The sequence below is a fragment of the Acidithiobacillus ferrooxidans ATCC 23270 genome (genome assembly GCF_000021485.1).
Lineage (GTDB): Bacteria > Pseudomonadota > Gammaproteobacteria > Acidithiobacillales > Acidithiobacillaceae > Acidithiobacillus > Acidithiobacillus ferrooxidans.
In genome coordinates, this window is sequence record NC_011761.1 from 1,562,459 (window position 1) to 1,586,315 (window position 23,857).

Annotated in this window: 20 protein-coding genes; 1 reads left to right on the forward strand and 19 read right to left on the reverse strand. The window is 61.6% G+C overall.

Annotation, left to right across the window (positions count from 1 at the left end):
* Position 1: 1 nt before the first annotated feature.
* From glgP to AFE_RS08370, 5 genes are read right to left on the reverse strand one after another with little or no spacing between them, the layout of a single operon-like run.
* Entirely contained in the window at positions 2–2,527 is a 2,526-nt protein-coding gene (glgP, locus tag AFE_RS08350; protein WP_012536767.1) for an alpha-glucan family phosphorylase, read from the reverse strand.
* A 56-nt stretch (positions 2,528–2,583) separates the two neighbouring features.
* A complete protein-coding gene (locus tag AFE_RS08355; protein ID WP_012607236.1) occupies positions 2,584–2,934 on the reverse strand; it encodes a phosphopyruvate hydratase family protein in 351 nt (116 codons plus the stop codon).
* 11 nt (positions 2,935–2,945) lie between these two features.
* Positions 2,946–4,373, reverse strand: a complete 1,428-nt coding sequence (gene pyk / locus AFE_RS08360; protein WP_012536768.1) for a pyruvate kinase — start codon at positions 4,371–4,373, stop codon at positions 2,946–2,948.
* Entirely contained in the window at positions 4,370–5,290 is a 921-nt protein-coding gene (locus AFE_RS08365) for a beta/alpha barrel domain-containing protein (RefSeq protein ID WP_012536769.1), read from the reverse strand. The genes pyk and AFE_RS08365 overlap by 4 nt, the downstream gene beginning before the upstream one ends.
* The gene (locus AFE_RS08370; RefSeq protein ID WP_009568931.1) at positions 5,283–6,680 is read right to left on the reverse strand and encodes an NAD(P)/FAD-dependent oxidoreductase; all 1,398 of its coding nucleotides are present in this window, start codon (positions 6,678–6,680) and stop codon (positions 5,283–5,285) included. The genes AFE_RS08365 and AFE_RS08370 overlap by 8 nt, the downstream gene beginning before the upstream one ends.
* A gap of 560 nt (positions 6,681–7,240) precedes the next feature.
* Between AFE_RS08370 and AFE_RS08375 the strand changes: the two genes are divergently transcribed.
* On the forward strand, positions 7,241–7,642 hold the full coding sequence (locus tag AFE_RS08375) for a hypothetical protein (RefSeq protein WP_012607240.1): 402 nt from the start codon (positions 7,241–7,243) through the stop codon (positions 7,640–7,642).
* 125 nt (positions 7,643–7,767) lie between these two features.
* Here AFE_RS08375 and AFE_RS08380 read toward each other — a convergent pair whose 3' ends face one another.
* The 14 genes from AFE_RS08380 to dapD all read right to left on the reverse strand — a co-directional run bounded on the left by AFE_RS08380 (position 7,768) and on the right by dapD (position 23,850).
* Entirely contained in the window at positions 7,768–8,727 is a 960-nt protein-coding gene (locus AFE_RS08380) for a 1-phosphofructokinase family hexose kinase (RefSeq protein ID WP_012536771.1), read from the reverse strand.
* Positions 8,724–9,647, reverse strand: a complete 924-nt coding sequence (locus AFE_RS08385; RefSeq protein ID WP_012536772.1) for a bifunctional enoyl-CoA hydratase/phosphate acetyltransferase — start codon at positions 9,645–9,647, stop codon at positions 8,724–8,726. Before AFE_RS08385 ends, AFE_RS08380 begins: the two co-directional genes overlap by 4 nt.
* A gap of 24 nt (positions 9,648–9,671) precedes the next feature.
* On the reverse strand, positions 9,672–11,171 hold the full coding sequence (locus AFE_RS08390) for an MFS transporter (protein ID WP_012607241.1): 1,500 nt from the start codon (positions 11,169–11,171) through the stop codon (positions 9,672–9,674).
* Complete coding sequence (locus tag AFE_RS08395) at positions 11,168–12,352, reverse strand: acetate/propionate family kinase (RefSeq protein ID WP_012607242.1); 1,185 nt, start codon at positions 12,350–12,352, stop codon at positions 11,168–11,170. The genes AFE_RS08390 and AFE_RS08395 overlap by 4 nt, the downstream gene beginning before the upstream one ends.
* Before the next feature lie 2 nt (positions 12,353–12,354).
* Complete coding sequence (locus tag AFE_RS08400; RefSeq protein WP_012536774.1) at positions 12,355–13,623, reverse strand: dihydrolipoamide acetyltransferase family protein; 1,269 nt, start codon at positions 13,621–13,623, stop codon at positions 12,355–12,357.
* Entirely contained in the window at positions 13,620–14,612 is a 993-nt protein-coding gene (locus AFE_RS08405; protein ID WP_012536775.1) for an alpha-ketoacid dehydrogenase subunit beta, read from the reverse strand. Before AFE_RS08405 ends, AFE_RS08400 begins: the two co-directional genes overlap by 4 nt.
* Positions 14,609–15,673 carry a thiamine pyrophosphate-dependent enzyme gene (locus tag AFE_RS08410; protein WP_009563431.1) on the reverse strand — a complete coding sequence of 355 codons (1,065 nt, stop codon included), beginning with the start codon at positions 15,671–15,673 and terminating at the stop codon, positions 14,609–14,611. Before AFE_RS08410 ends, AFE_RS08405 begins: the two co-directional genes overlap by 4 nt.
* Positions 15,666–16,016, reverse strand: a complete 351-nt coding sequence (locus AFE_RS08415; protein ID WP_009563432.1) for a carboxymuconolactone decarboxylase family protein — start codon at positions 16,014–16,016, stop codon at positions 15,666–15,668. Before AFE_RS08415 ends, AFE_RS08410 begins: the two co-directional genes overlap by 8 nt.
* 35 nt (positions 16,017–16,051) lie before the next feature.
* Complete coding sequence (gene gpmI, locus AFE_RS08420; RefSeq protein ID WP_012536777.1) at positions 16,052–17,575, reverse strand: 2,3-bisphosphoglycerate-independent phosphoglycerate mutase; 1,524 nt, start codon at positions 17,573–17,575, stop codon at positions 16,052–16,054.
* Positions 17,572–19,983 (reverse strand): phosphoenolpyruvate synthase, encoded by a 2,412-nt coding sequence (gene ppsA, locus AFE_RS08425; RefSeq protein ID WP_012536778.1) that lies wholly within the window; start codon positions 19,981–19,983, stop codon positions 17,572–17,574. The genes gpmI and ppsA overlap by 4 nt, the downstream gene beginning before the upstream one ends.
* A 94-nt stretch (positions 19,984–20,077) precedes the next feature.
* Complete coding sequence (locus tag AFE_RS08430; RefSeq protein ID WP_012536779.1) at positions 20,078–21,040, reverse strand: sulfotransferase family protein; 963 nt, start codon at positions 21,038–21,040, stop codon at positions 20,078–20,080.
* 11 nt (positions 21,041–21,051) lie between these two features.
* The gene (locus tag AFE_RS08435; RefSeq protein ID WP_009562421.1) at positions 21,052–21,876 is read right to left on the reverse strand and encodes an SPOR domain-containing protein; all 825 of its coding nucleotides are present in this window, start codon (positions 21,874–21,876) and stop codon (positions 21,052–21,054) included.
* Positions 21,866–23,014: a succinyl-diaminopimelate desuccinylase gene (dapE, locus tag AFE_RS08440; protein WP_012536780.1), complete on the reverse strand. Its 1,149-nt coding sequence runs from the start codon at positions 23,012–23,014 to the stop codon at positions 21,866–21,868. Before dapE ends, AFE_RS08435 begins: the two co-directional genes overlap by 11 nt.
* A gap of 11 nt (positions 23,015–23,025) precedes the next feature.
* Positions 23,026–23,850: a 2,3,4,5-tetrahydropyridine-2,6-dicarboxylate N-succinyltransferase gene (dapD, locus tag AFE_RS08445; protein ID WP_012536781.1), complete on the reverse strand. Its 825-nt coding sequence runs from the start codon at positions 23,848–23,850 to the stop codon at positions 23,026–23,028.
* Between the last annotated feature and the right edge of the window lie 7 nt (positions 23,851–23,857).

Here is a 23,857-nt window from a genome sequence, read left to right on the forward strand (position 1 = left end):
TTCAGCGATACCAGAGTATCTCTGTACTTTCCAGGGGGACCAGGCATCCCTCGCGATATGGGATGATCCTGGGTGTAAAAGCCTCCACCGGGTGGCGGGCCGGCACTGTACAGTGATAATTGTGGCTGTTGATGGCGCCGCTCAGGGCTTCTCCGCGCGTCATGGTATAGAGGGTCGGGCACTGTCCCCCCTCGCCGTTGGCGAAGAGCTGTACCGCAACGGCGTCTGGGTTGAGGTCATCCAGATATACGGGCACCTGAAAATGGTGGGTATCGGTATCGCTTTGCACATTCAGTTCGCCAAAATGCACGCTTTGCCAGTGCTGGCGAATTTCATGCTGCCATTTGCAGATGCCTTCAACGGTGGCGCGGTCGCTGCGCGCGGCCAGAAGTCGTGCGGCCGGGACGTAGAGGGTGGATACATATTCCTGCAACATGCGATTGGTGCTGAATTGCGGGGTCAGGCGGCCCATGCTTTCGCGGATTTTGCCGACCCAGCCGCACGGGCAGCCGTTGGCATCGCGTTGGTGGTAAAAGAGGGGCACGACTTCGTCTTCCAGCAGGCGATAGAGCTGCTGTGCTTCCTGTTGGTCCCATGCCAGATCGGTATCATGTTCCTGCCCGTCGCCCAGGGCCCACCCGACCTCCGGGCAATAGGCCTCGGCCCACCAGCCGTCCAGCTCCGAGAGATTGAGGCCGCCATTGACCAATACTTTCATGCCGCTGGTACCGCTCGCTTCCCAGGGGCGGCGCGGTGTATTGATCCACAGGTCGACACCCTGCACCAGGTGTTCGGCGACCAGCATGTCATAGTCGGTGATGAAGACGACGCGCCCGGCCAGGTCGGGATACTGGTGAATGAACTGGGTCCACTGCTGGATCATGGCCTTACCGGCGCCATCCTGGGGATGAGCCTTGCCCGCGATCAGCAGTTGTACGGGATAGCGCGGGTTGTTCAGCAGGCGGTACAGACGATCCGGGTCGCTCAGGAGCATGTTGGGGCGCTTGTAGGCGGCAAAGCGGCGGGCGAAACCGATGGTGAGGGTGTTGGGGTCGAGCGCCGTTTTCGCTTGTTCACACTCTCTTTCGGGCGCATAGGTTGCCGCCAGTTGCTGCTGCAGGCGCTGGCGGGCGAATTGGATCACCTCCTGCCGCGCGACGCTGCGCAGGTGCCAGATATCGGCATCAGCGGTCTGGCGAAAGTCCGTTTCGATATCCTTCAGGTCCCCAAGCCAGCGGGACTTGCCGCAGTATGTGGTCCACAGGGCGTCGGCTTCGGCGGAGTCCCAGGAGGGCATATGCACGCCGTTGGTGACGTGGGTGACGGGAACTTCGTCTTCGGGCCAGCGTGGGAACAGAGGCTGGAATAAGCGACGGCTGACGGTTCCATGCAGGCGGCTGACGCCATTGACGGTCAGGCTGCCGCGAATGGCGAGCCACGCCATGTTGAAGGGTTCACGGCGGTCTTCGGGATGCTCCCGGCCTAAGGCAAGGACGGTTTCTATGTCAATCCCGAAAGCCTCGGAGGCACCGGCAACGTAGCGTGTCATCAGTTCCGGCGGAAAGCGGTCGAAACCGGCGGAGACCGGGGTGTGCGTAGTGAAGATATTGCCAGCGCGGGTGGCGGTGAGGGCGCAGGCGAAGTCGGTACCGTGATCCCGCATATGGCTGTAGGCCCGGGCGAGAATGGCGAAGGCTGCATGCCCCTCGTTGAGATGGCAGATATCCGGCTGGATACCCAGGCGGCGCAGCAGCATCCAGCCGCCGACGCCCAGGCAGATTTCCTGCTGCAGGCGGGTCTCCGGGCCGCCGCCATAGAGCTCGGCGGTGATGCCCCGGTCGGCGGGGGCGTTGAGGGGATCGTTGCTGTCGAGCAGATACAGGGTCACCCGGCCGACCTGTGCCTGCCAGGCGCGGAGGATGACGGTGCGGCCGGGAAAGGGCATTTCCAGACGCAGCCATTCGCCCGCCGCGTCCCGCACCGGGGTGACGGGCATCTGGGTGGGGTCGTTGTACGGATAGAGTTCGATCTGACGACCACACTCATCCAGACTCTGACGGAAATAACCCTGCTGCCAGAGCAGGCCGATACCGAGCAGAGGAACACCGAGATCACTGGCGGTTTTCAGGCAATCGCCGGCAAGGATACCCAGGCCGCCCGAGTAGATGGGCAGGGACTCGGATAGACCAAACTCCATGCTGAAATAGGCCACCTGACGGAAGGGAGGGTGAGGATAGGTTTTACCGAACCAGCACGTTTGCGCGAGACGGTTGCGGTGTTCGGTGACGAAGGCCTCCAACTCCGCGATGAAGTCTTTATCCTGGGCCAGTTGCTGGAGTGCCTCGCTGCCAGCGTTCTGCAGAATCAGCCACGGATTGTGGGTCTGCTCCCAGAGTTTGGGGGCAATATGCTGCCAGAGGGTGTCGGAGACATGGCTCCAGGACCAGCGCAGGTCGAGGGCAAGTTCCGCCAGGCCGGCCAGTGATTCGGGTAGTTGCGGGAGCAGGTAGCAAGGGGCGATGGTCACGAAGTTCTCCGGTTCAGTGGGGTGCGCGGTAGGCCGCGTTGGGTAATGAAAGTCGGCTAAAACCTTACGAGTCTGCGGAAAGCATGTTTGCCGGCGAAACTGGCGGTGGCACCCAGTTCTTCCTTGATACGCAGCAACTGGTCGTGATTGGCCACCCGTTCGCCACGCGCCGGAGCACCCGACTTCAGATGCCCCGTATCCAGGGCGACGGTGAGGTCGGCAATGAAATCGTCAGGGGTCTCACCGGAGCGGTGGGACACAAAAGCGTCCCAGCCATGGAACTGGGCCAGCCGTGTGGCGGTGATGGTCTCGGTCACCGTACCGATCTGATGGAGTTTGATGAGGGTAGCGTTGGCGATGTTGTCCTCCATGGCGCGGGCGGTGAGGTCTTGGATACGGCTGTCCATAAATGCTCCTGTCAATGGATGGCGGGTTGTTCCAGGCGGATGATTTCCAGTCGGTTGGTACCGCCGGGGTGGCCCTGGCTTGGACCCTGGGTAAGGAGAATGAGGCCCTTCTCGATGCCGTGGGTCACCAGCCAGCGGCGGACGGCCTGTTCCCAGCCCTGATCGGGGCTCGGCATGGCTACCGCATGCACGCCGTAATGAAAGCACAGGCGCTGGCAAGTGCGGTCCTGCGGGCTGATAGCCAGTATCCACGGGACCAGCCGGAAGCGTGCGATGCGGGCCGCGGTGGTACCCGTTTCGGTGGGGGTGACGATAAACAGTGGATTCAGATGCTCGGCGGCGGTGCGCACATCCCAGGCGATGACCGATTCCACACTGGGCGCGTCGTGCAGGGTTTCTGCACTGAGCGGGCTCAGCTCGGATCGGGATTTTTCGGTGATGCGGGCGATTTCGGCCAGCATTTTCACTGCATCCACCGGATAATCGCCCATGGCGGATTCTTCGGAGAGCATGACACAGTCGGTACCGTCGAGGATGGCATTGGCGACGTCGGTGACCTCCGCGCGGGTGGGGCGACGATTGTGCACCATGGATTCCAGCATCTGGGTGGCGGTGATGACCGGCTTGCCTGCCGCACGGGCCTTGCGGATGAGGCGTTTCTGAATCAGCGCGATCTGCCCGATGGGCACCTCCACGCCAAGGTCACCACGCGCCACCATGATGCCGTCGGCGGCGGCGATGATGGCATCCATGTGTTTCCAGGCCCGAGCCCTTTCGATTTTGGCGACCAGAAAGGGCTCATAACCCAAGGCCCGCGCTTCCCGGCGGGCGGTGTGCAGATCCTCCGGCGTTTCCACGAAAGAGACACTCAGCCCGTCGACGCCGGCCTCCAGCGCGAAGGCCAGCAACTCGCGGTCGGCAGGGGTGAGGGCGCCGCCTTCCAGCGTCACCCCGGGCAGATTCACGCCCTTATGGGAGAGGAGCACGCCGCCCACCACCACCCGGCAATGGATACCGGCAGGATCATGCTGCTCCACACGCAACTCGATGAAGCCGTCATTGAGAAATATCGTGTCCCCCTTGACCAGAGGTCGGGAAAGACGGGGCAGCTCCAGGGGAATCTGCTCCGGGGTTCCGGGTGCATCGGGGGCGAGGAGTACCTGACTGCCGCGCTTGAGGGTGACCGGGGCGGGTAGCACACCGATACGGATTTTAGGGCCGGGCAGATCGGCGAGGATGGCTACCCGCTGTCCCACCCTTTCTGCCGCAGCCCGGATACGGACTATGCGGGTGCGGTGTTCATCCGGCGTGCCGTGAGCGAGATTCAGGCGGGCCACGTTCATTCCGGCGCGGATCATCTGCTCCAGTGTTTTCGGTGCATCGGACGCCGGGCCGATGGTACAGACGATTTTGCTGCGCTGTACTGGTAGTTTCATCATGCGTTGGGATGCAGCAGCTTGACCGCTTCGTCGACGCCCTGATTGTGGACGACAATGGCATGGATGGCCTTGCAGAAGTTGACCGCGTCGGGCTGACTGCGCTGATGGACATTCCGGCCGGTGGCGCAGCCTTGCGTGCCACCCACATGAATCTGTTCGTAGAGGCGTTGCAGAAACTCCGGCGCATCGGTTTCGGACCCCCCCGCGCAGATGACCTGCGTGCGTCCGGCAGCGGCGACGGCTTCACCGAGGAGCGTACCGTCCATGGCACCCGCTGCGTCGAGTGGTGGGTTGATCTTGACGAAATCCGCCCCGAGACAGGCCGCCAGACCCGCGGCGCCGGCAATGAGATGCGGGTCCTGCTCGCGTTCACCTACGGCCTTGCCGCGCGGATAGGCCCAGATGACGGCCAGCAATCCCATGGCATGGGCATCCTGAATGATGCGTGCGGCTTCGCTGAGCATGGTCGGCTCGAACTCGGAGCCAGGGTAAATGGTGTAACCCACCCCGACCACCCGGAGACCGGAGTGGCGCACAAAATCATGGACCTGCGCCATGCTCTGCCATTGCAGACTGACCGGATCACGTTGTGCCGTTTTGATCAGGTGGGTCTTGCTGTTGAGCTTGAGCAAGTAGGGCGTGTCACGGTAATCCATGCCGTAGCGGGCAATGAGGCCCATCTGCGCGGCAAAACAGCCCACGGGTGCTTCACTGGCGATGCGGAACAGATGCTCCGGGTCGGAATCGTCCGTCGCCACGTGACCCCCGACAAAGTCATCGTTGAGATGTTCGGCTTTCTGGTCACCCGCCATCAGAAACAGGCGTCCGCTGTCCTGGGTGGCGAGACGATAGTTTTCCGTCCAGCGCTGGGTGCTTTCGGCGGACATGCCGAGTGGTGCTTGGGCGATTTTAGGCATGAGGATCTCCTGTAACGCAGGGATGAAGTGGTTCGTAATGGCGCCGCAGGGCGTCACCCGCAGCGGCTACCAAGGGGTGCAGGGAGGGTGTCAGACGGGGCTGGCTGCCGAATTGCATGCTGGCCAGATCGGGTGCGGAGGCATGCATCTGAATGGCCAGGCCGATGGTGTTGACCAGTTCGCCGGTGGTGGCGCCGCCGAGAATCTGGCCGCCGAGAATCTGCAGGGAGTCGGCGGCGAAGATGATCCGGCAGTAAATCTCCGTGGTGTTGGGCATCGATGCGGGGTGATGATCAGGCAGACGGGTTTCGCCGACCAGAATGGGGAAGCCTTCCAGTTCCGCCTGACGCTCGGTAAGCCCGGCGACGCCGAAGGCCAGACCATCGATTTCGCTCGCGTAGATGCTCACCGATCCGGCGTTGTAACGGAGTTGACGCAAGCCATAGAGGTTCATGCCGGCAATACGGCCCTCGGCCGCCGCCTGTGAGGCGATCATGGCGTGATTGGCCTTGCGGGTGAAAAAGTCCTGCTTATGGGCGCAATCCCCAACGGCAAATATATTGGGATCTTCCCGGGAACGCTGGAAGGCGTCGACCCAGATGCCGCCGGAACGACTGAGGGTCAGGCCCATGTCCCTGGCCAGGGCGACCTGGGGGCGGGTACCGATGGCGATGAGCACCGCGTCCACCGTCAGCGCCTCCTGTCCGGCGATCTGTATTTGTCCCACGCGCCTGCCGCCGGAATCGGGCAGCAGCGCCTCTACCCTGGCTCCGGTATGGATATGAACCCCATGGGCCCGCAACTGCTTCTCCACCGCCGCGCAGGCATCCGGGTCAAAGGCCGCCTGCATCAGGTGTGGCAGCATTTCGACGATGTGCACTTCAATACCGCGTTTGCGGATTTCGTCGGCAAACTCCACCCCGATGAAACCGCCACCGATAATAGCCAGTTTTTTGATCTGCGGGATGAGAGTACTGAAGAGCGTGTCCAGGTAGTCGTAATCTTTACGGATACTGAAGACCCCTTCCAGACCGGTGCCTGGAATGGGCGGGATGAAGTTCTCGGCACCGGTGGCCAGCACCAGACGTTCCCAGTGCATGACGTTGCCATCGCTTAGGGTGGCCGTGTGTGCGACGCGGTCTATCTGTTGGACCGTCCCGATCTGAAGCTGTCCCCCGGCCGCCAGCAGAGGCGCGCGCCCGGCCATATCCTCATCGGTGCCGCCCAGGGTGCCAAAAATGTAGGGGATACCGCAGGGAATCACTGCGTCCGTCTCCGGGCGGATCACCAGCACTTTCTTGTGTGGCGAGAACTGGGCGGCGGTGATTCCCGTCATCATGCCGGCGGGGCCACCGCCAACAATCAGGATATCCGTTACTGTCTCGGCCATCTGTTACTCCTCGTCGGTTGCGGTGGGAAAGGGATGCTGCGGCTGGTACATGGTCACCATCCGGATCCTCCCTGGGTGGCTTCGTCCATCAGTATAGAACAGTCGGGGATATTGAGCGCTCCTGGGAACAGGGTGACTCCGCCTTCCCGGCATGCTGCGGCGGATAATCTTGTAGTACCCATGGAGGGTTGAACGATTTTCAGCAGGACAGACGCCACGTTATGGTGAATTGGCGTAGACAATGAGCGACAGTCATAACTAATTGTTTGGTAAAATATATATTATTGTTTTTCAGGATGGTCGTCGTGCTATGGCGACAAAACGCCGCGGCGATCCCTTTGATCACCCCCGCCAGGCTCGTGATGAAAACTAACAAATCCATATTCTTACCATTGGTCACTCAGTATGGCACGAATACTGCATAGATAATATCGGTGGGAAAAATTCCCACGTACTACGGCGGCAAGGGACGGTTCCCCTCACCGGTTACTGAACCCCGCCGGGAAGCGGACATGCTGGCGAAAACCTTTTTGGAACCCTTTTTGGAAGAGGAGCACGTTATGTACAAAGGCAAGTTTACAGCATCGATCTTGTTGGCACTTGGTCTCATGGTTCCGGTCCTGTCCCAGGCCGAAGGGACCCTGTTGGACCTCAGAAACCAGGCCGAAGATTCTCCTGCGGCCTTGCGGCAACTACAGCACCAGGCCGATAGCGGAAACAGGACTGCCGGGTATTATCTGGGGACGCTCTATGACCCCGGCTTGAAATTGGGGCATATCGAAAAGCCCGACTGGGTCCGGGCGACCTACTGGTACCAAAGGTCTGCATTGGCCAAAAGGGACCCGGTGACCTGCTATCCCAACAAGGCGGTGGCCAAGACGGCATCCGGGATCGGGGCCTGGTGGCGCACCGAGGCGGAAGAGAATATGAACGGCGGCGATAACGACAACGGGCATTGCTAAAGGCCCGTTCTCCTGATGCGCCGGGAGGATGCGCGCCAATCACCCTTGTTTGCTTCGCAGGATGAATGATCTGTCTCCCATACCTCCCTTTGGCCCTCCTCGCGAGGGCCTTTTTTGGGGTACCCTCAGATGTCGAGTACACGCGCTTCCGTTATCTGTAGCAGTTCGTCCAGATCATTATGGGAGAATATCTCGGTGCCCGGCCGGGCAGCCGTGCCGCTGCCGCAGGCGACGGCCAGGCGCAGGGCCTCTGCCGGGCTTTGGCCGTGGGCCAGCGCGGCGACGAGACCGGCGACCATGGAGTCGCCCGAGCCGACCGTCGACTTCACCTGAATGGGGGGTGCCTTGGCAAAATAGCTGCCATCGGGCCCGACCAGCAGTGCTCCGTCGCCCCCCAGGGATACACAGACATACTGCACCCCTTCCCGCTGTATGGCGCGCGCCTCCTTCGCCACATCCTCCAGCGTGGGGAGCTCGCGCCGACGCAGGAGGGACAGCTCATAGCTATTGGGTTTGATCAGGAAGGGGTGATGGGGAAGGGCGTGTTGCAGGAGGGCGCCATGGGCGTCGACAATGGATTGTCCGCCTCCGGCGCGGACCCGATCGACCATATCTCCATAGAAATGATCATCCACGCCAGGGGGGACGGAGCCGGTGAGTACCGCGAAACCGTCTTTGCACAGGCCCAGAAAGGTTTCCCGGACTTCGGCGAGGATAGGTTCTGAAACCCGTGGCCCGATGCCGGTGATTTCAAACTGGGTGGCGGGGTCCCCCTGCAAAATGGTGGCGTTGACGCGGGTTTCCCCCTCTACGTGCACGCAGTGGGGATCGTCCAGGTGATGTTGCAGCAGCTTCTGTAGCAGTTCGCCGATATTGCCGGCCACGACGCAGCAACTATGGGCGTAGACCAGCAGCTCCTTGAGGGCGCGGGCGACATTGATGCCGTTACCGCCGGGATCGTAGCGGGTGGATGTGGCGTGGCTCTTCTGGTCCGGGATCAGGTGCGGCACTTCGTAGGCGATGTCTACGGCCGGGTTGAGGGTGAGGGTAGCGATGGACGGGGAGCGGGTGTTGTTTTCGGTCATGACCGCGCCTCCAGCCGGCGATAATGGATGAGGGCGGCCAGGGCGGCGGAAACGAGACGGGCACGGGCAGGGTCGGCACGGGAGGTGAGGATGACGGGTACCTTGGCCCCCATCACGATCCCCGCCAGAGTCGCGCCGGCCAGATATTCCAAGTCCTTGGCGAGGATATTGCCGGACACCAGATCGGGCACCAGCAGAATATCGGCATCTCCGGCCACGGAACTCTGTATCCCCTTGATCTCCGCCGACTCTTTGGAGATGGCGTTGTCGAAGGCGAGGGGACCATCCACCAGCGCGCCGGTGATCTGCCCGCGTTCTGCCATTTTCGAGAGACAGGCGGCATCCACCGTTGAGACGATGGCGGGGTTGACCACTTCCACCGCGGAGAGAATGGCGGCTTTGGGTTGGGCAACCTCCAGAATATGCGCCAGATCAATGGCATTTTGCAGGATGGCCGCCTTGGTGCCGAGGTCGGGCGCGATATTGATGGCGGCATCGGTGATGAGCAGGAGTTTCGGGTACGTCTGGATGTCCGCAACAAAGACATGGGAAAGACGACGATCCGTGCGTAGTTTGGCGAGAATGGGGTGGAGGAAGGCATCGCTATGCAGGTGTCCTTTCATCAATGCCTTGGCCTCTCCGGCAAGCACCATTTCGACACCCTTTTCCGCCGCAGCTTCCGCACTGTCGGCGTGAATGATATGGAAGTTTGGGCAACTGCCGGAATCGTGCCCCATTTTGAGCAGCAGACTGCGAATCTGTTGTGCGTCGCCGATGAGGATGGGTTCGATGATGCTCTGACTCCTGGCTTCGCAGGCGCCACGCAATACATGCTCTTCGGCGGCGTCCACTACGGCTACGGGGATGTCGTCCAGGGGCGCGACATCGGCCAGCAACGCGTCAAAATGGGCATAGGGCATGTCTGATCTCCTTCTCGCGATGCTTCATTGGGGCAGAGCCGGTCCGTGGTGTTCTTCCAGCGTCAGGCCGCGGCCCTGCACCCGGAAGTTGTAAGTGAGCACCAGACCCAACAGGCTGACCGTGCCCATCAGCAGCAGGATCACGGTAACGCCCAACGCAGACTGGATCACCGGCAGCAGAAAGACGCTGATGGTGGCGCCGATCTTGGCTACGGCGGCGGCGAACCCGGCGCTGAAGGCGCGCACCTGGGTGGGGTACATTTCCGTTGGCAGGATGAAGGTCGTCGCGTTGGGACCCGCAGTCATGAACAGATTGAACACCATGAAGCCGCTCAGAATGAGCTGCGGATGGGCCGCGGTGCTTCCTGCCAGTTCCGTCGCAAAATAGAGCAGTCCCATCCCCAGCGTCATACCGCCAAATCCGATCATCTGCATATGAATCCGTCCCAGCCAGGGCACCATCCAGAGGGAGAGCAGCGAACCGAGGAGGAGGAAGATATCCACCTTGCCGCTGTCCAAGGCATTGCTAAGGTCTCTGCCGACAACACCGATGATACCGACGTTTTCGCCATTGCGCATGGTGCCGAGCAGGATGGTGGTGAACAGGCCGACACCATAGGTAGCCACGTCCATGAAAAACCAGGGCAAGGTCACCAGAAGGGTGCGGCGCCGATATTCCGGCGAGAACAGGGTCCGAATGCCCATATGTCGGCCGGGACGGATCTTGGCCACATGGTGGATTTTTTTGCCCAGACGCTGGGCCATGGCGTCGAGCATCGCTTTCTGTCGGGGTACGATGCGTTCGAGGATGCGCGCGGCTTCGGCGTTATGACCGCGTCCCATGCACCAGCGCGCGCTTTCGGGCAGGGTGAGGCGGCCCAGTAGATAAGGGAGCACCAGCAGCGCTTCCGCTGCCAGCAACCAGCGCCAGGTGTTGTCCCCGGAATGAGCGCCTTGCAAAAGAACCAGAGCAAAACCGGCACCTGCCAGCATGCCCACGGATTGCACGGCAATGGAGGCCGCCATCATGCGTCCGCGCCGTCCCTGGGGCATAAACTCCGCCAGATAACTGCTGCCCACTGGGAAATCCATACCGATACCCACACCGACCAGCAATTCGGCACCGATGAGCACCCTGGCGTCCGGAGCGAGGGCGGTCAGCAGGGCGGCGATCATGAGCAGGATCATATCCATGACCATGACCGGCTTGCGCCCCAGGTGATCAGCCAGATGCCCACCGATCAGTGCACCCACCACCGTGCCACCCATGAGCATGGCGGCCGCGAGACCGATGCTGGTGGCGGGCATGGCAAAAATGGGGATGATGAGTGGTAACGTCACACCCAGCAGAAACATGGAGACGCCGCTGAGCAGGGTGCCGCCGGTGGATAATGCCCAGATGCGGTAATGAATGGGTAGCAGAGGACTTTCGTCGAGTATCCGGGTCATGCTGGCGTGGTCCGGGTGTATCGGGTGTGGAAGTGCATGCTGCGTGTGGCGCTGGCGCGTTTTACGGGATTTCAACGATGCTGCTCCCGTGTGGGCAGGAGCCGGTGGCAATGCCGGGCGATCATCAGGTCTTCATTGGTGGGTACGACGAGGATTTCTACTGGACTATGGGCCACTGATATGCAAGGTTCTGGGCCTTCGTTGGCGATCGGATCGATCTCCAGGCCAAGTCCCCTCAGGGGGCGGCAGATGGCCCAGCGGATCGCGGCGGCGTGTTCGCCGATGCCCCCCGTAAAGACGAGGCGGTCCAGTCCGCCCAGCACCGCCATCAGTCCCCCGATGGCCTTGCGCGCACTATAGGCAAACATCTCGATGGCCTGCGCCGCATGGGCATCGTCATTGCGCAGCCCGAGCAGGGTCTGCATGTCGCCGCTGCAGGCCGAGATACCCAGCAACCCGGACAAATGGTTGAGGAGCCGCTCCAGTTGTGCGGCATTATAGCCTTTTTCTTCCATGAGATAGAGCAGAACGCCAGGGTCGAGATCGCCGCTCCGCGTGCCCATCACCAGCCCCCCCGTGGGAGTGAGGCCCATGGTGGTGTCGCGGCACTGGCCGTTATGCACCGCCGCCATGCTGGCGCCGTTGCCCAGGTGAGCGATGATGGTCTTGCCGGCGGCGTGATTGGGGAGTCGGCTGACGATATATTCGTAAGAGAGGCCATGAAAGCCGTATTTACGGACACCCTCATGCCAGAGATTGCGCGGCAGAGGCAGGCGGGCGGCCACTTCCGGGATACTCTGGTGAAAGGCCGTATCGAAGCAGGCGACCTGCGGAATGCCGGGCCACACCGCCTGTACGGCCTCGATGGCGGCGATTTCTGCGGGCAGGTGCAGTGGCGCAAAGCGCAGGGAGGCGCGCAGGTCACCGAGCACCTGGGTGTCCACCAGGCAGTGCGCCTGATGACGGGGGCCGCCGGAGACGATGCGATGGCCAACACCGTCCGGCGTTGCGTATCGCGCCTCGGTCAGGGCTGCGAAAACGGCTTCCAGGGCATTCTGGTGATGGGAAAGGACCAGTTGCCGGTCGGTGATCGGATCTTGTCCCCGTTGCAGCCACAAGCGTCCGATGCTCTGCCCGATGCGTTCCGCGGCGCCCTCTGCGAGCTTCTCTTCTCCTGCAGGGCCCAGCGCAAAAACGGCGAATTTGATGGAGGACGAACCGCTGTTGAGGCAGAGAATATGGCGTATTGCCGCCATGCTCACGGTTGTCCGCCGCCACCGGCCAGCCAGGATAGGTCCTCCAGCCGCTTGCCCAGGCGTTGCAGGAAGCGCGCGGCATCCGCGCCGAAAATCACCCGGTGATCGCAACTCAGAGTGAAGTCGGTCAGCCCGTCACTACCCGCCGCCGCAACGGCAAGGATGGCGGAAGCGCCCACCGGCACGATGGCATTGAATCGCTCAATTTGCGGGAAAACCCCAAGATTGGAGAGGTAAAAACTCGCACCCTGGTAGTCTTCCGGATAAATCCTGCCTTTTTTGACTTTGCCCAGCAGAATGCGCCAGTCCTCTGTGAGTTCCTTGAGCGGCCGTTTGGCTGCGTCACGCAGCACGGGGGTAATCAGTCCGCTCCCGGTGTCTACGGCGATGCCCACATCCACCCGACTACGCTTGGCCAGCCCCTCCCGGGTCCATGCGTGGTTAAACCAGGGATCTTCCGCGACGGTCAGGGCGCAGGCACGGCTCAGAGCAAGGGTCAGGCTCAGTCCGGCCGTCTTGGCGGCGGCATGCAGGGGCGCCACGGCAAAGCGACTGCTGATGAGGAAAGCGGGCGTATTCAGCGTGGCGGACATGTTGCGGGCGACGGCGGCGCGCAGGATATTGGGACGTTCGATGGTATAAGGCGGTCCCATACGCAGATCGGCATCCTGAGGTGCGAGGGCTGCGGCCAGCACCTGGGCGGCGTGAATGGTGCCATCGGGGCCGGCCTTGACCTGGAGGATGTCGAGTTCCAGATCCCGGGCCAGGGCGCGGGCGTATGGAGAAGCCCGTAAACCATCGGCATGGGGGGGTTGCGGTGCCACGACTTGCGGCTGGGGGAGGGGAGCGGGCTTCTCCGGGGAGCCGGAATCTGCCGGTGTTGCAGCGGGCGTAGAGGTGGCTGGTGGCAGTTTATCCGGCGGTGCGGTCTTTTTCTCTGCAACCGCTCCGGGTGTAACCGAAGGCGGTGCGGGCGGTGTACCGGGTGTGGGGGTTTTGGCCGCACCGCCCGTGTCCGTCTGTGCCGCTTCCGGCGCGTCGGCGATGTAACCGATCACCTGCCGCACCGGGATATCCGTATCCACAGCGGCCAGAGGACCAATGAGATAACCATCGGAAAAGGCTTCCACGTCCAGAATCGCCTTGTCGGTCTCGACCTCGGCAACGGCCTCGCCTTTTTTTACCGCGTCACCCACCGACTTGTTCCAGCGCGTCAGGCGACCGGTCTGCATGGTGTCGGACAATACCGGCATGGTGATTTCGGTTTTCATCGTGCTGCTCCATTTCGTGCCATCATTTGCCGGGCTGCCTGTACTATGTCGTCTGCCCGCGGGATACTGGCGGCCTCCAGTGTGCCATTGAAGGGGGTGGGGATGTCCATCCCCGCCACCCGCTGGATGGGGGCATCCAGCAGATAAAAACAGTGCTCCTGCAGGGTGGCGGCGAACTCCGCCCCGGCTCCGGCAAAGCGGCAGTCCTCCTCGACGATCAGGCAGCGGTGGTTTTGCTCCACTGCCGCGATGCAGGTATCCCAATCGATGGGTGAAAGGCTGCGCAGGTCGATCACCGTGAGTTCGATGTCTTCCGCGGCGAGCGTTTCAGCCGCCTGCAGGGCGAGGGGCAGCATCCGCGAGTAGGCGACGCAGGTGATATCCCGCCCCCGTCGCCGTACCATCGCCTGATGGATGGGCGGAGCCGGTACCATTTCGTCCACTTTTCCCTTGCCGAAATAGAGCAACTCATGCTCGAGAACTATCACGGGATCATCGCTGCGGATGGCTTGGCGCAACTGCCAGTAGGCATCCTGCGGAGTAGCGGGAACCACCATGCGCAGGCCGGGCACGTTCATCAGCATATGCTCCAGTCTTTGCGAATGCTGGGCACCTAACTGTTTGGCGACACCACCGGGCATGCGGATGGTCAGCGGCATGGGAAACTGGCCGCCGGACATGAAAGGGATCTTTGCCGCCATGTTGACGATGGCGTCCATGGCGAAGAGGGCGAAGTTGATGGTCATGATCTCCACCACCGGGCGCAAGCCCAGCATCGCCACCCCCACCCCGAGGCCGGTAAAGCTGTTCTCGGAAATGGGGGTGTCACGCACCCGCCATTCGCCGTATTTGGCCATGAGGCCCTCGGTCACCCGGTAGGTGCCCCCGTAGAGGCCCACGTCCTCGCCCAGGGTCAGCACCGTCTCATCGGCAGCCATTTCGGCATCCATGGCGCGGTTCAACGCCTGCCAGTAAAACATCTCGCTCATCGCGCGACCTCCATGAGGGTTTCGAAACGGCGGTTGGAACGGAAGGCCTTCCAGGCATCCTCCATATCCGGTGCGGCGCTCTGTTCGGCAAAAGTGACCGCATCTGCCACTTCTTCCTGAACCTCTTGGCGCATACGCTCGACCGTTGCCTCGTCGAGGTGTCCCTCCTGGCAGCAATGGTCGGCAAAGCGGGTTACGCTATTTGCACTGGCTGCGGCAACGGCCTCGATGCCGGGATAGGGATACTCCGCCTCATGGACTGCCGCCGCGATGGGATCGTTGGCCTGGTAGGCATTGAGCTCCACATTCGGGCGATAACTGCCGGAGTCGGCCATGGAGTGCCCCCGGTAACGGTAGGTTTCCAGTTCTAGGAACTGCGGCCCATCTCCGGCGCGGATACGCTCCAGCGCCCTCTCTGCCGCTTCATGTACGGCGATGACGTTCATGCCATCCGCCTTTTCCGCGGGGATGCCATAGGCGCAGGCGCGCTTGTAGACCTCGGTGATGGCGGAGTGACGGTGAATCTCGGTGCCGATCTGATAATGGTTGTTTTCGCAGATGAAGAAAATGGGTAGCTTCCACAGGGCGGCCATGTTCAGGGACTCATGAAAAGTGCCCTGGTTCACCGCGCCATCCCCGAAGAAGCAGAGCACTGCCTCGGGCAGCTTGCGGTAGGCCACGGCGTAGCCCGCGCCCAAGGCGATGGGAAAGGTCTCGCCGACGATGGCATAACCGCCCAGAAAGCGCCGGTCCTTATCGAAAAGATGCATGGAGCCGCCCATCCCGCCGCTGATCCCGGTTTTTTTGCCGTGCAGTTCGGCCATGATCTGCCGTGCCGGAATGCCGCGCACCAGGGCATGGACATGCTCGCGATAGGTGCTGACCACGTAATCGCCGGGCTCGGCCGCATGCAGTACGCCCACGGCCACCGCCTCTTCACCCGGATACAGGTGCAGGAAACCAGCGATATGGCCCTGCGCATAGGCCTGTGCCGCCGCCTCTTCAAAGGCCCTCGCGCGCAACATGTCGCGGAGCATGGCCACCATTTGTGTCTTATCCATGGCTTTCTTCCGGCAAAAACGCATCGACGGCCTCGGTCAGGCGCACCAGATACATGAGCGCCGGGCCACCGTGCATGAGCACTGCCAAAAAACCCGCACTCATGATTTCATCGCGGGTGGCCCCGGCGGTTACGGCGCCTTTGACATGGAGTGCGATACACCATTCACATTGGGCGGCAACGGACAGTGCGACATTGATCAGTTCCTTCTGCGCCTTGCCCAGGGCCGGATTGCCCTCGGTCTTCCCCATAAAACCGAGGAACGCATTGATTTCGGCGGGATACTTGTCTTTGAGGCGTTCGGTGAGCTGAGCGATTTCGTTGACGCGATCGTTGGCACTCATAACGTGTTCTCCTTATTCTGATGAGGAAGGTGCTTTCAGACGGGCCGGTTTTTGAGGAGGATGCTATGTCCCGTCATTTCCTTGGGCTGCGGCAGGCCCATGAGCTCCAGGATGGTGGGGGCGATGTCGGCAGTACCGCGGCCGATGCCCAGATGTACGCCCGGTTCGCCAATCAGCAGCATGGGCACCGGATACACCGTATGCTGGGTATGTGGCTCACCCGTCACCGGGTCCACCATTTCGTCGCAGTTGCCATGATCGGCGGTGAGAATGACCTTGAAGCCGTGCCGCTGTGCCGTCTGCAGCACCCGGTGAAACTGCAGGTCGAGGGTTTCCACCGCGCGCAGGATGGCGGGGATTTTGGCCGTATGCCCGACCATATCGCCATTGGCGAAGTTCACCAGGACAAAGGCATACCTGCCGCTCTCCAGTGCCGCGATGATGCGGTCCGCCACCTGGGGGGCACTCATTTCCGGCTTCAGGTCGTAGGTGGCCACCTGCGGCGAGGGGACGATCTCGCGATCCTCGCCGGGAAAGGGGTCTTCCCGGCCGCCATTGAAAAAATAGGTCACATGGGCGTATTTCTCGGTCTCGGCACAGTGGAACTGTTGCTGTCCCGCGTCGCTGACCACTTCAGCCAGGACATTGACGGGAATTTCCGGGGGAAACAGTACCGGGAACGGGTACTCGTCGTCGTAGGAAGCCATGCACAGGGCACGCCGGGCAGACTCACCGCGGCGGTCGAAGTGGGTAAAGGCCGGCATGGCGACGGCGGCACTGAGCTGGCGCATGCGATCTGAACGGAAGTTAAAGAAGAAGACCGGCTCATCGGCGGCTAGGCGGTTCTGCTGCGGATTACCGATGACGGTGGGTGAAATGAACTCATCCCCCTCACCGCGTTTCCAGGCCGCATGGATGGCCGCCTCAGCACTCTCCGCGGTGAGTCCTTCGCCGCGCAGCAGGGCGGCCCAGGCCTTTTCCGTCCGATCCCAGTGGCCGGCACGGTCCATGGCCGTATAGCGCCCGCAGATGGTGGCAATGCGCCCCTGGCCGAGCTTGTGCAGGATTTCTTCCACCTGACGGGCGTAGAGATCGGCGCACTGCGGCGCCGTATCCCGGCCGTCCGTAATCATGTGGATAACCGGTTCCACACCCGCAGCCACTATCAGTGGCAAAATGCCCAGCAGATGATCGATATGAGAGTGCACGCCTCCATCGGAGACCATGCCCACCAGATGCAGGCGTTTGGCGTCCCTGAGCACATCCTGCCAGGCTGGAATCCGCGCAAAACTGCCATCTTCCAGGCTATCGGAAATGCGCACCAGATCCTGCAGGAGGATCCGTCCCGAACCCAGGGTGAGGTGACCCACCTCCGAATTGCCGAATTGTCCGTCCGGCAGGCCCACCGCCCGTCCCGAAGCCTGCAGGGCGGTATGGGGAAAACTGGCAAAGTAGTGATCGAGATGCGGCGTGTGCGCCAGTGCCCAGCCATTGAAGGCGCGATTGGGGTTGAGGCCGAAGCCGTCAAAAATCACCAGTAATACCGGGTTGACCTTCATGCCCCTCCACTCCGCTTTTTTTCCACGTCGAGCACATGCAAGGTCGTCGCCAGCACCGTATCCGGATTCAGGCTCATGGACTGAATGCCGATTTGTACCAGAAACTCCGCCATTTCCGGATAGTCCGAAGGTGCTTGCCCGCAAAGCCCGGAGTGGATGCCGTTACGGGCGCAGCCCTCCACCGCGAGGCGGATCATCTCCTTGACGCCGTCGTCCCGTTCATCATAGTCGTAAGCGACGATGGCCGAGTCGCGGTCGACGCCCAGGGTGAGCTGGGTCAGGTCATTGCTGCCAATGGAAAAACCGTCAAAGCGTTGGGCGAACTGATCGATCAGAATGATATTATTGGGAATTTCGCACATGGCATAGACCTGCAAGCCGTTTTCGCCACGGCGCAGGCCAAACTCCGCCATCTTCGCCAGCACGTCGTCCGCCTCTTTCACCCGGCGCACAAAAGGCAGCATGAGGATGACATTATCCAACCCCATCTCTTCACGGACCCGCTTCATGGCCAGGCATTCCAGATGAAATCCCTCGGTATAGGCCGGATGCGCGTAGCGGGAGGCGCCGCGGAAGCCCAGCATCGGGTTATCCTCCTCCGGTTCAAACCAGCGTCCTCCCAAGAGTGCGGCATATTCGTTGGTTTTGAAGTCGGACATGCGCACGACCACCGGCTTTGGATAAAACGCGGCCGCGATGGTTCCGATGCCTTCCGACAAGCGTTCCACAAAGAAATCGGCGGGCTGGGCGTAGCCCTGGGTCAGCATGGCCAAGGCAGCGCGTTCATGGGCATCCTCGACCTTCTCCGGATGCAGCAGCGCCATGGGATGAGCCTTGATGGCGCTGCTAATGATGAACTCCATCCGCGCCAGGCCGATACCGTCATTGGGCAGCATGCACGTCTGAAAAGCGATTTCCGGATTGCCGAGATTGATCATGATCTGCGTCTGCGGGCGGGGCAGGGTGGCGAGATCGGTATGGCGGACCGTGAAGGGCAGGGCGCCGGCATAGACGCTGCCTATATCGCCGCCGGCACAGGATACGGTCACGCTATCACCATCCTTGAGCGTGGTGGTCGCAAGATCGGTGCCGACGACAGCGGGAATACCCAGTTCCCGGGCGATGATGGCGGCATGGCAGGTGCGTCCGCCGCGATTGGTGATGATGGCGGCCGCCTCTTTCATGATGGGCTCCCAGTCCGGGGTGGTGATGTCCGCCACCAGAATCTCACCGGGCCTGAAGTCCGCCAGATGTTTCACATCCCGGATGACGCGCACCGGGCCGGATGCGATTTTGCCGCCGATGGCGCGCCCCTGTATCAGCGCAGGGCCCTGACCATCCAGGATGTACTCTTCCAGTACCTGCCCCTTTTTCTGCGACGCGACGGTCTCCGGCCGCGCCTGGACCATGTAAAGCTGCCCGTCGATGCCATCTTTCGCCCACTCCATGTCCATGGGTCGGCTTTCCTGCATCTTGCGGCTGTAATGCTGTTCGACCTTGATGGCGTAATCGGCGAGGGTCAGCACATCCGCGTCGCTGAGGCAGAATGTGTCCTGCTCACGGCGATGGGTGGCGATATTGCGGGTGCTGTGGCGGGTATCTCCTTCGGTATAGATCATCTTGATTTTCTTGCTGCCCAATACCCGCCGCAGAACCGCCTTTTTACCGCGCAGAAACGCTGGCTTGAAGACGTAGAATTCGTCCGGGTCCACGGCGCCCTGCACCACGTTTTCACCCAGTCCCCAGGATGCGGTGATGAAGACCACGTCACGGAAGCCCGTTTCGGTATCCAGAGAAAACATCACCCCGCTGGTCGCTTTATCCGAACGCACCATTTTCATGATGCCGATGGACAGGGCGATCTTGAAGTGATCAAAGCCCTGGTCGATCCGATAGTGAATGGCGCGATCGGTAAACAGGCTGGCAAAGCAGCGGCGGCAGGCGTCCAGCAGGGCGGCTTCGCCGGAGATATTGAGGTAGGTGTCCTGTTGACCGGCGAAACTGGCGGTGGGCAGGTCTTCGGCGGTCGCAGAAGAACGGACGGCTACGGACAGTGTTTCGCCATATTCCCTGCGCAGTTCGGCGTAGCCCGCGAGTACCTCCGCCTGCAGATCTGCCGGCAGCGGGGCGCCGTAGACGATTTCGCGTGCCCGCGCGCCGCGCCGCGCCAGGTCGGTGACGTTGGTCGGGTCTAAGCCGTCCAGCGCATCATGGAGCGCTGGCCAGGCGCCAGCCTGATCCAGCAGATACCGGTAGGCTTCGCTGGTGATGGCGAAACCATTGGGAACCTTCACCCCTTGGGGACTCAGTTCGCGGTACATTTCTCCCAAAGAGGCATTTTTGCCACCCACCAGAGGCACGTCTTCTATGTGGATATCGTTGAAAAACCGAATATAACGACCAGACATGACGCTCCCCTCACAGTAAAACAGATCTCCGACTCCAGACTAAAGATAGTAGAGGGGGGGTGGTTCAGCAAGCGGGCGCGCGAGCGGACGGGTGTCAGCGGTTGCCGGAGGGCTTCGGAGGCAGGGCGGTGGAGAGCGACTGACCCGCTGGCTCCGAAAATTTCCAGGATATCCGCAATTCCGGCAGCGGGCGGCCCAACAACTGCTCCAGGCGCTCGATTTCCGGGGTGTATATGGCCTGAAGAAAGCTGCGCGCTTCGGCGTCCATGGGCGGCTTGCGCCCTTCGCGCAGGAAAACGTTGCGCCAGACGAATTCGCCCCAGGTTCGCGGAAAGAGATGCTCGCCAATATACCGGCTGATGTGTCCGCTGGCCAGTTGGCGCGCCCAGTTTCCCCGCGGCAGGCGATGGACGTTATGGACGGTTTCCAGATCCATGTCGTGCAATGGTCCGCGGTCGATCTCCAGAAAATCGGCAATGTCCTCCAGTACGGCCAACGGGTTTTTTTTGAGGTCCTCGAGGAGACAGACATGCACCTGGCCGGCACCGAATTGCTGCTGGTAACGCATGATCTGTGCGGTATAGCGCCCCAGCTCCACATAAAGCTGGGAGATCCCCCAGCCCTTGTCGGGGCGGGTCCAGTCCCGTTGTAACGCCTCCACGAAGGGTAAGTCGAGTACTCCTTCATTGAAGTCCATGAGGTACTGGGCATGGGCCCGCTGCACCGGATCACGCAGGATGACGATGATCCGTGCGTCCGGTTGCACGGCGTGGATACGCTCCGGCGCTTCTTCGCACCAGAGATAGGAGGGACTGGCGTCCCCTATCCGCGGGAACCGCTCCGCGCCGCGATAAAGCTGCTGATACTGTTCGACATTGCCCACATATTGAATCCAATGCCTTTGTTCCGGCGACGGATGGGGCTGGGTAAAAAAGTGCGGTTCCTTCATCGCCGGCAAAAAAACCTGGGGATGTTGCCGCAGGTAGGCGTAAAGCGAAGTCGTGCCGCTTTTTACCGCACCGATAATATAGAAGTTGGGCCACACCGGTTGGGACATCTCGCGGTTCCTTACTGTTCTACGCTGTAAAAATCATGAAAGCCCATCTGCCTGAGTTCGGCGATGACCTGGACCGCAGCGACGCCACCCGGCAGCGGGCCAATCTGTACCTTGTAGTATTGCTGCCCGTTCACCAGTCCGGGCACGATGAGCACGCCGCGAATGCCGGCATGGAGCAGACGGTTGCGTTCACGGGTGGCGTTGTTGACCCGGCTGAACGCCCCGGTTTGCAGAAAGGTTTGGGACGGCGCCGGTATTTCCGGGGCCATGGGCAATGCTGCCGCCGTAACCGTGCCCCTGGATGTACCCGCCGGAGGCGCGGCTACCGGTGCCAGAGCCACGATCTCCACCGGGGCGACGCCTTGCCCCGCCATCCCCAGGGCGTTGGCCGCTCCGTAGGAGAGGTCCATCGCGCGGCCATCCACAAAGGGCCCGCGATCATTGACCAGCACGATAACACTTCGGCCGTTGCTGAGGTTGGTGACCCGGGCGCAGGTCGGCAGTGGCAGATCCCGGCTGGCGGCACTGAAGGCGCGTGGCCGGAAAGGGGTGCCCATGGCGGTGGTGGAGCCGGACTCCCAGCCATACCAGGAGGCCATGCCGCGCACGGCGTACCCGGCGGAGCTGTTCAGCGGCGCATAGATACGGCCGTGAACCTGATAAGGACGGTTATAGGCGGCGTGCAGATCAGGGGCGGGGGTGGCGCAGGCCGCAGAGGCGGACGGCGCCGTACTGTTGGCAGTGGGTGATGTCGAGACTCCTGCACAGCCGCTCAGTGCCAGCATCCACAGTCCCAGCACGGTATAGACGGTAGCGCGTGCGCCACTAACGGCCATTCGCGGTCTCCAGCAGATGCACCATGATCTCCATATAGATTTGCGCCAGATGCTCCAGATCGGCGACGGCAACGCATTCGTTGATCTTGTGGATGGTGGCATTGACGGGCCCGAGTTCTACGACTTGCCCGCCCAACTGGGCAATGAAGCGCCCGTCCGAGGTGCCACCGCCGGTGGACAGTTGGGCCACGCGCTGTTCCACGGCTTGCAAGGCCTTTTGGGTAGCAGCTACCAAGGGGCCCGGTGCCGTAAAGAAAGGCGGACCGGACAATTGCCAGTCGATGGTGTAGCGCATGGCGGAGGCGTCAAGGATTTTGTGGACCCCTGCCTGCAAAGATTCCGGCGTGGACTCCGTGGAAAAACGAAAATTAAAATCCGCCTGCAACTGGCCGGGAATGACGTTGTTGGCCCCGGTGCCCGCGTGGATATTGGAGAACTGCAGGCGGGTAGGCGGGAAAAAATCATTCCCCGCATCCCAGGACTGATCCACGAGATCCGCGAGTGGGCGGAAGGCGCGGTGGATGGGATTATCGGCCTTGTCAGGGTAAGCCACATGGCCCTGGATGCCGTGTACCGTCAGGCGCCCGTTCAGCGAACCGCGCCGACCATTTTTGATGACGTCCCCCAACACCTTTTCGGAGGAGGGCTCGCCGACCACGCACCAGTCGATGGTCTCCCCATGCTCCCGCAGCCAGTCCACCACATGGCGGGTACCGTGGGTGGCGATGCCTTCTTCATCGGAGGTGATCAGAAAGGCCAGACGACCGGAATGCGCCGGATGCAGGGCGACAAAACGCTCTGCGGCGACCACCATGGCGGCGAGGCTGCCCTTCATGTCGGCAGCACCACGTCCATAGAGCATGCCGTCGCGGATGATCGGCTGAAAGGGGTCGTTTTGCCATTCCGCGAGCGGGCCGCTGGGGACTACATCCGTATGCCCCGCAAAACAAAGTCGCGGGCCGGCGCCACCCCGCTCCGCCCAGAAATTCTCCACCCCGTTGGCAGGCAGACGCGTCACCCGAAAACCCACAGCCTTCAGCCGGGCGATCATCAGTTCCTGACAGCCTGCATCCTCCGGGGTCACCGAAGGGCGGGAAATCAGGTCTTCAGCCAGTTCCAGTACGGCGCTCTTGCCCACGGGGCACTCCCTCAGATATCGCGGAGAATGGCGTTGATGCCCACTTTGCCAAGAGTCTTGGCATCCACCTGCTTGACGATGACCGCGCAGTAGAGGCTGTAGCTGCCGTCCTTGGAGGGCAGACTGCCGGAAACCACCACCGAACCGGCGGGCACCCGTCCGTAGGTGATTTCGCCGGTTGCACGATCATAAATGCGCGTGCTGGAGCCGATAAAGACGCCCATGGAGATGACCGAGCCTTCCTCAACGATCACACCTTCCACCACTTCCGAGCGGGCACCGATGAAACAGTTGTCCTCGATGATGGTGGGGTTGGCCTGTAAGGGCTCCAGCACACCACCGATGCCGACACCGCCGGACAGATGCACATGTTTGCCGATCTGGGCGCAGGAGCCGACCGTCGCCCAGGTGTCCACCATGGTACCCTCATCCACATAGGCACCGATATTGACAAAAGACGGCATCAGCACGCAGTTGCGACCGATAAAGGCTCCGCGCCGCGCCGTGGCGGGGGGCACCACCCGAAAACCGCCGGTGCGGAAATCGTTGCTGTTATAATCGGCGAACTTGCCCGGCACCTTGTCGTAAAAATTGGTCTCGCCCCCCGGAATCCGGGCATTATCCTGCAAACGGAAGGAGAGCAGCACCGCCTTCTTGATCCACTGATGGGTGATCCATTGGCCATCGCGCTTTTCGGCGACGCGCAGGACGCCCTTGTCCAGTCCTTCGATGGTCTGATGCACGGCTTCCCGAAGCTCCGCGGGGGCCTGCTTGGGGGAGATCTCCGCACGATTTTCCCACGCGGCGTCGATCATGGTGGCAAGATTCTGACTCACACGAACT

Coding starts and splice junctions, on each gene's coding strand:
- AFE_RS08355 (WP_012607236.1), bottom strand. CDS start 2,934: ATGGACAGCCGTATCCAAGACCTCACCGCCCGCGCCATGGAGGACAAC.
- pyk (WP_012536768.1), bottom strand. CDS start 4,373: ATGATGAAACTACCAGTACAGCGCAGCAAAATCGTCTGTACCATCGGC.
- AFE_RS08365 (WP_012536769.1), bottom strand. CDS start 5,290: ATGCCTAAAATCGCCCAAGCACCACTCGGCATGTCCGCCGAAAGCACC.
- AFE_RS08370 (WP_009568931.1), bottom strand. CDS start 6,680: ATGGCCGAGACAGTAACGGATATCCTGATTGTTGGCGGTGGCCCCGCC.
- AFE_RS08375 (WP_012607240.1), top strand. CDS start 7,241: ATGTACAAAGGCAAGTTTACAGCATCGATCTTGTTGGCACTTGGTCTC.
- AFE_RS08380 (WP_012536771.1), bottom strand. CDS start 8,727: ATGACCGAAAACAACACCCGCTCCCCGTCCATCGCTACCCTCACCCTC.
- AFE_RS08385 (WP_012536772.1), bottom strand. CDS start 9,647: ATGCCCTATGCCCATTTTGACGCGTTGCTGGCCGATGTCGCGCCCCTG.
- AFE_RS08395 (WP_012607242.1), bottom strand. CDS start 12,352: ATGGCGGCAATACGCCATATTCTCTGCCTCAACAGCGGTTCGTCCTCC.
- AFE_RS08400 (WP_012536774.1), bottom strand. CDS start 13,623: ATGAAAACCGAAATCACCATGCCGGTATTGTCCGACACCATGCAGACC.
- AFE_RS08405 (WP_012536775.1), bottom strand. CDS start 14,612: ATGAGCGAGATGTTTTACTGGCAGGCGTTGAACCGCGCCATGGATGCC.
- AFE_RS08410 (WP_009563431.1), bottom strand. CDS start 15,673: ATGGATAAGACACAAATGGTGGCCATGCTCCGCGACATGTTGCGCGCG.
- AFE_RS08415 (WP_009563432.1), bottom strand. CDS start 16,016: ATGAGTGCCAACGATCGCGTCAACGAAATCGCTCAGCTCACCGAACGC.
- gpmI (WP_012536777.1), bottom strand. CDS start 17,575: ATGAAGGTCAACCCGGTATTACTGGTGATTTTTGACGGCTTCGGCCTC.
- ppsA (WP_012536778.1), bottom strand. CDS start 19,983: ATGTCTGGTCGTTATATTCGGTTTTTCAACGATATCCACATAGAAGAC.
- AFE_RS08430 (WP_012536779.1), bottom strand. CDS start 21,040: ATGTCCCAACCGGTGTGGCCCAACTTCTATATTATCGGTGCGGTAAAA.
- AFE_RS08435 (WP_009562421.1), bottom strand. CDS start 21,876: ATGGCCGTTAGTGGCGCACGCGCTACCGTCTATACCGTGCTGGGACTG.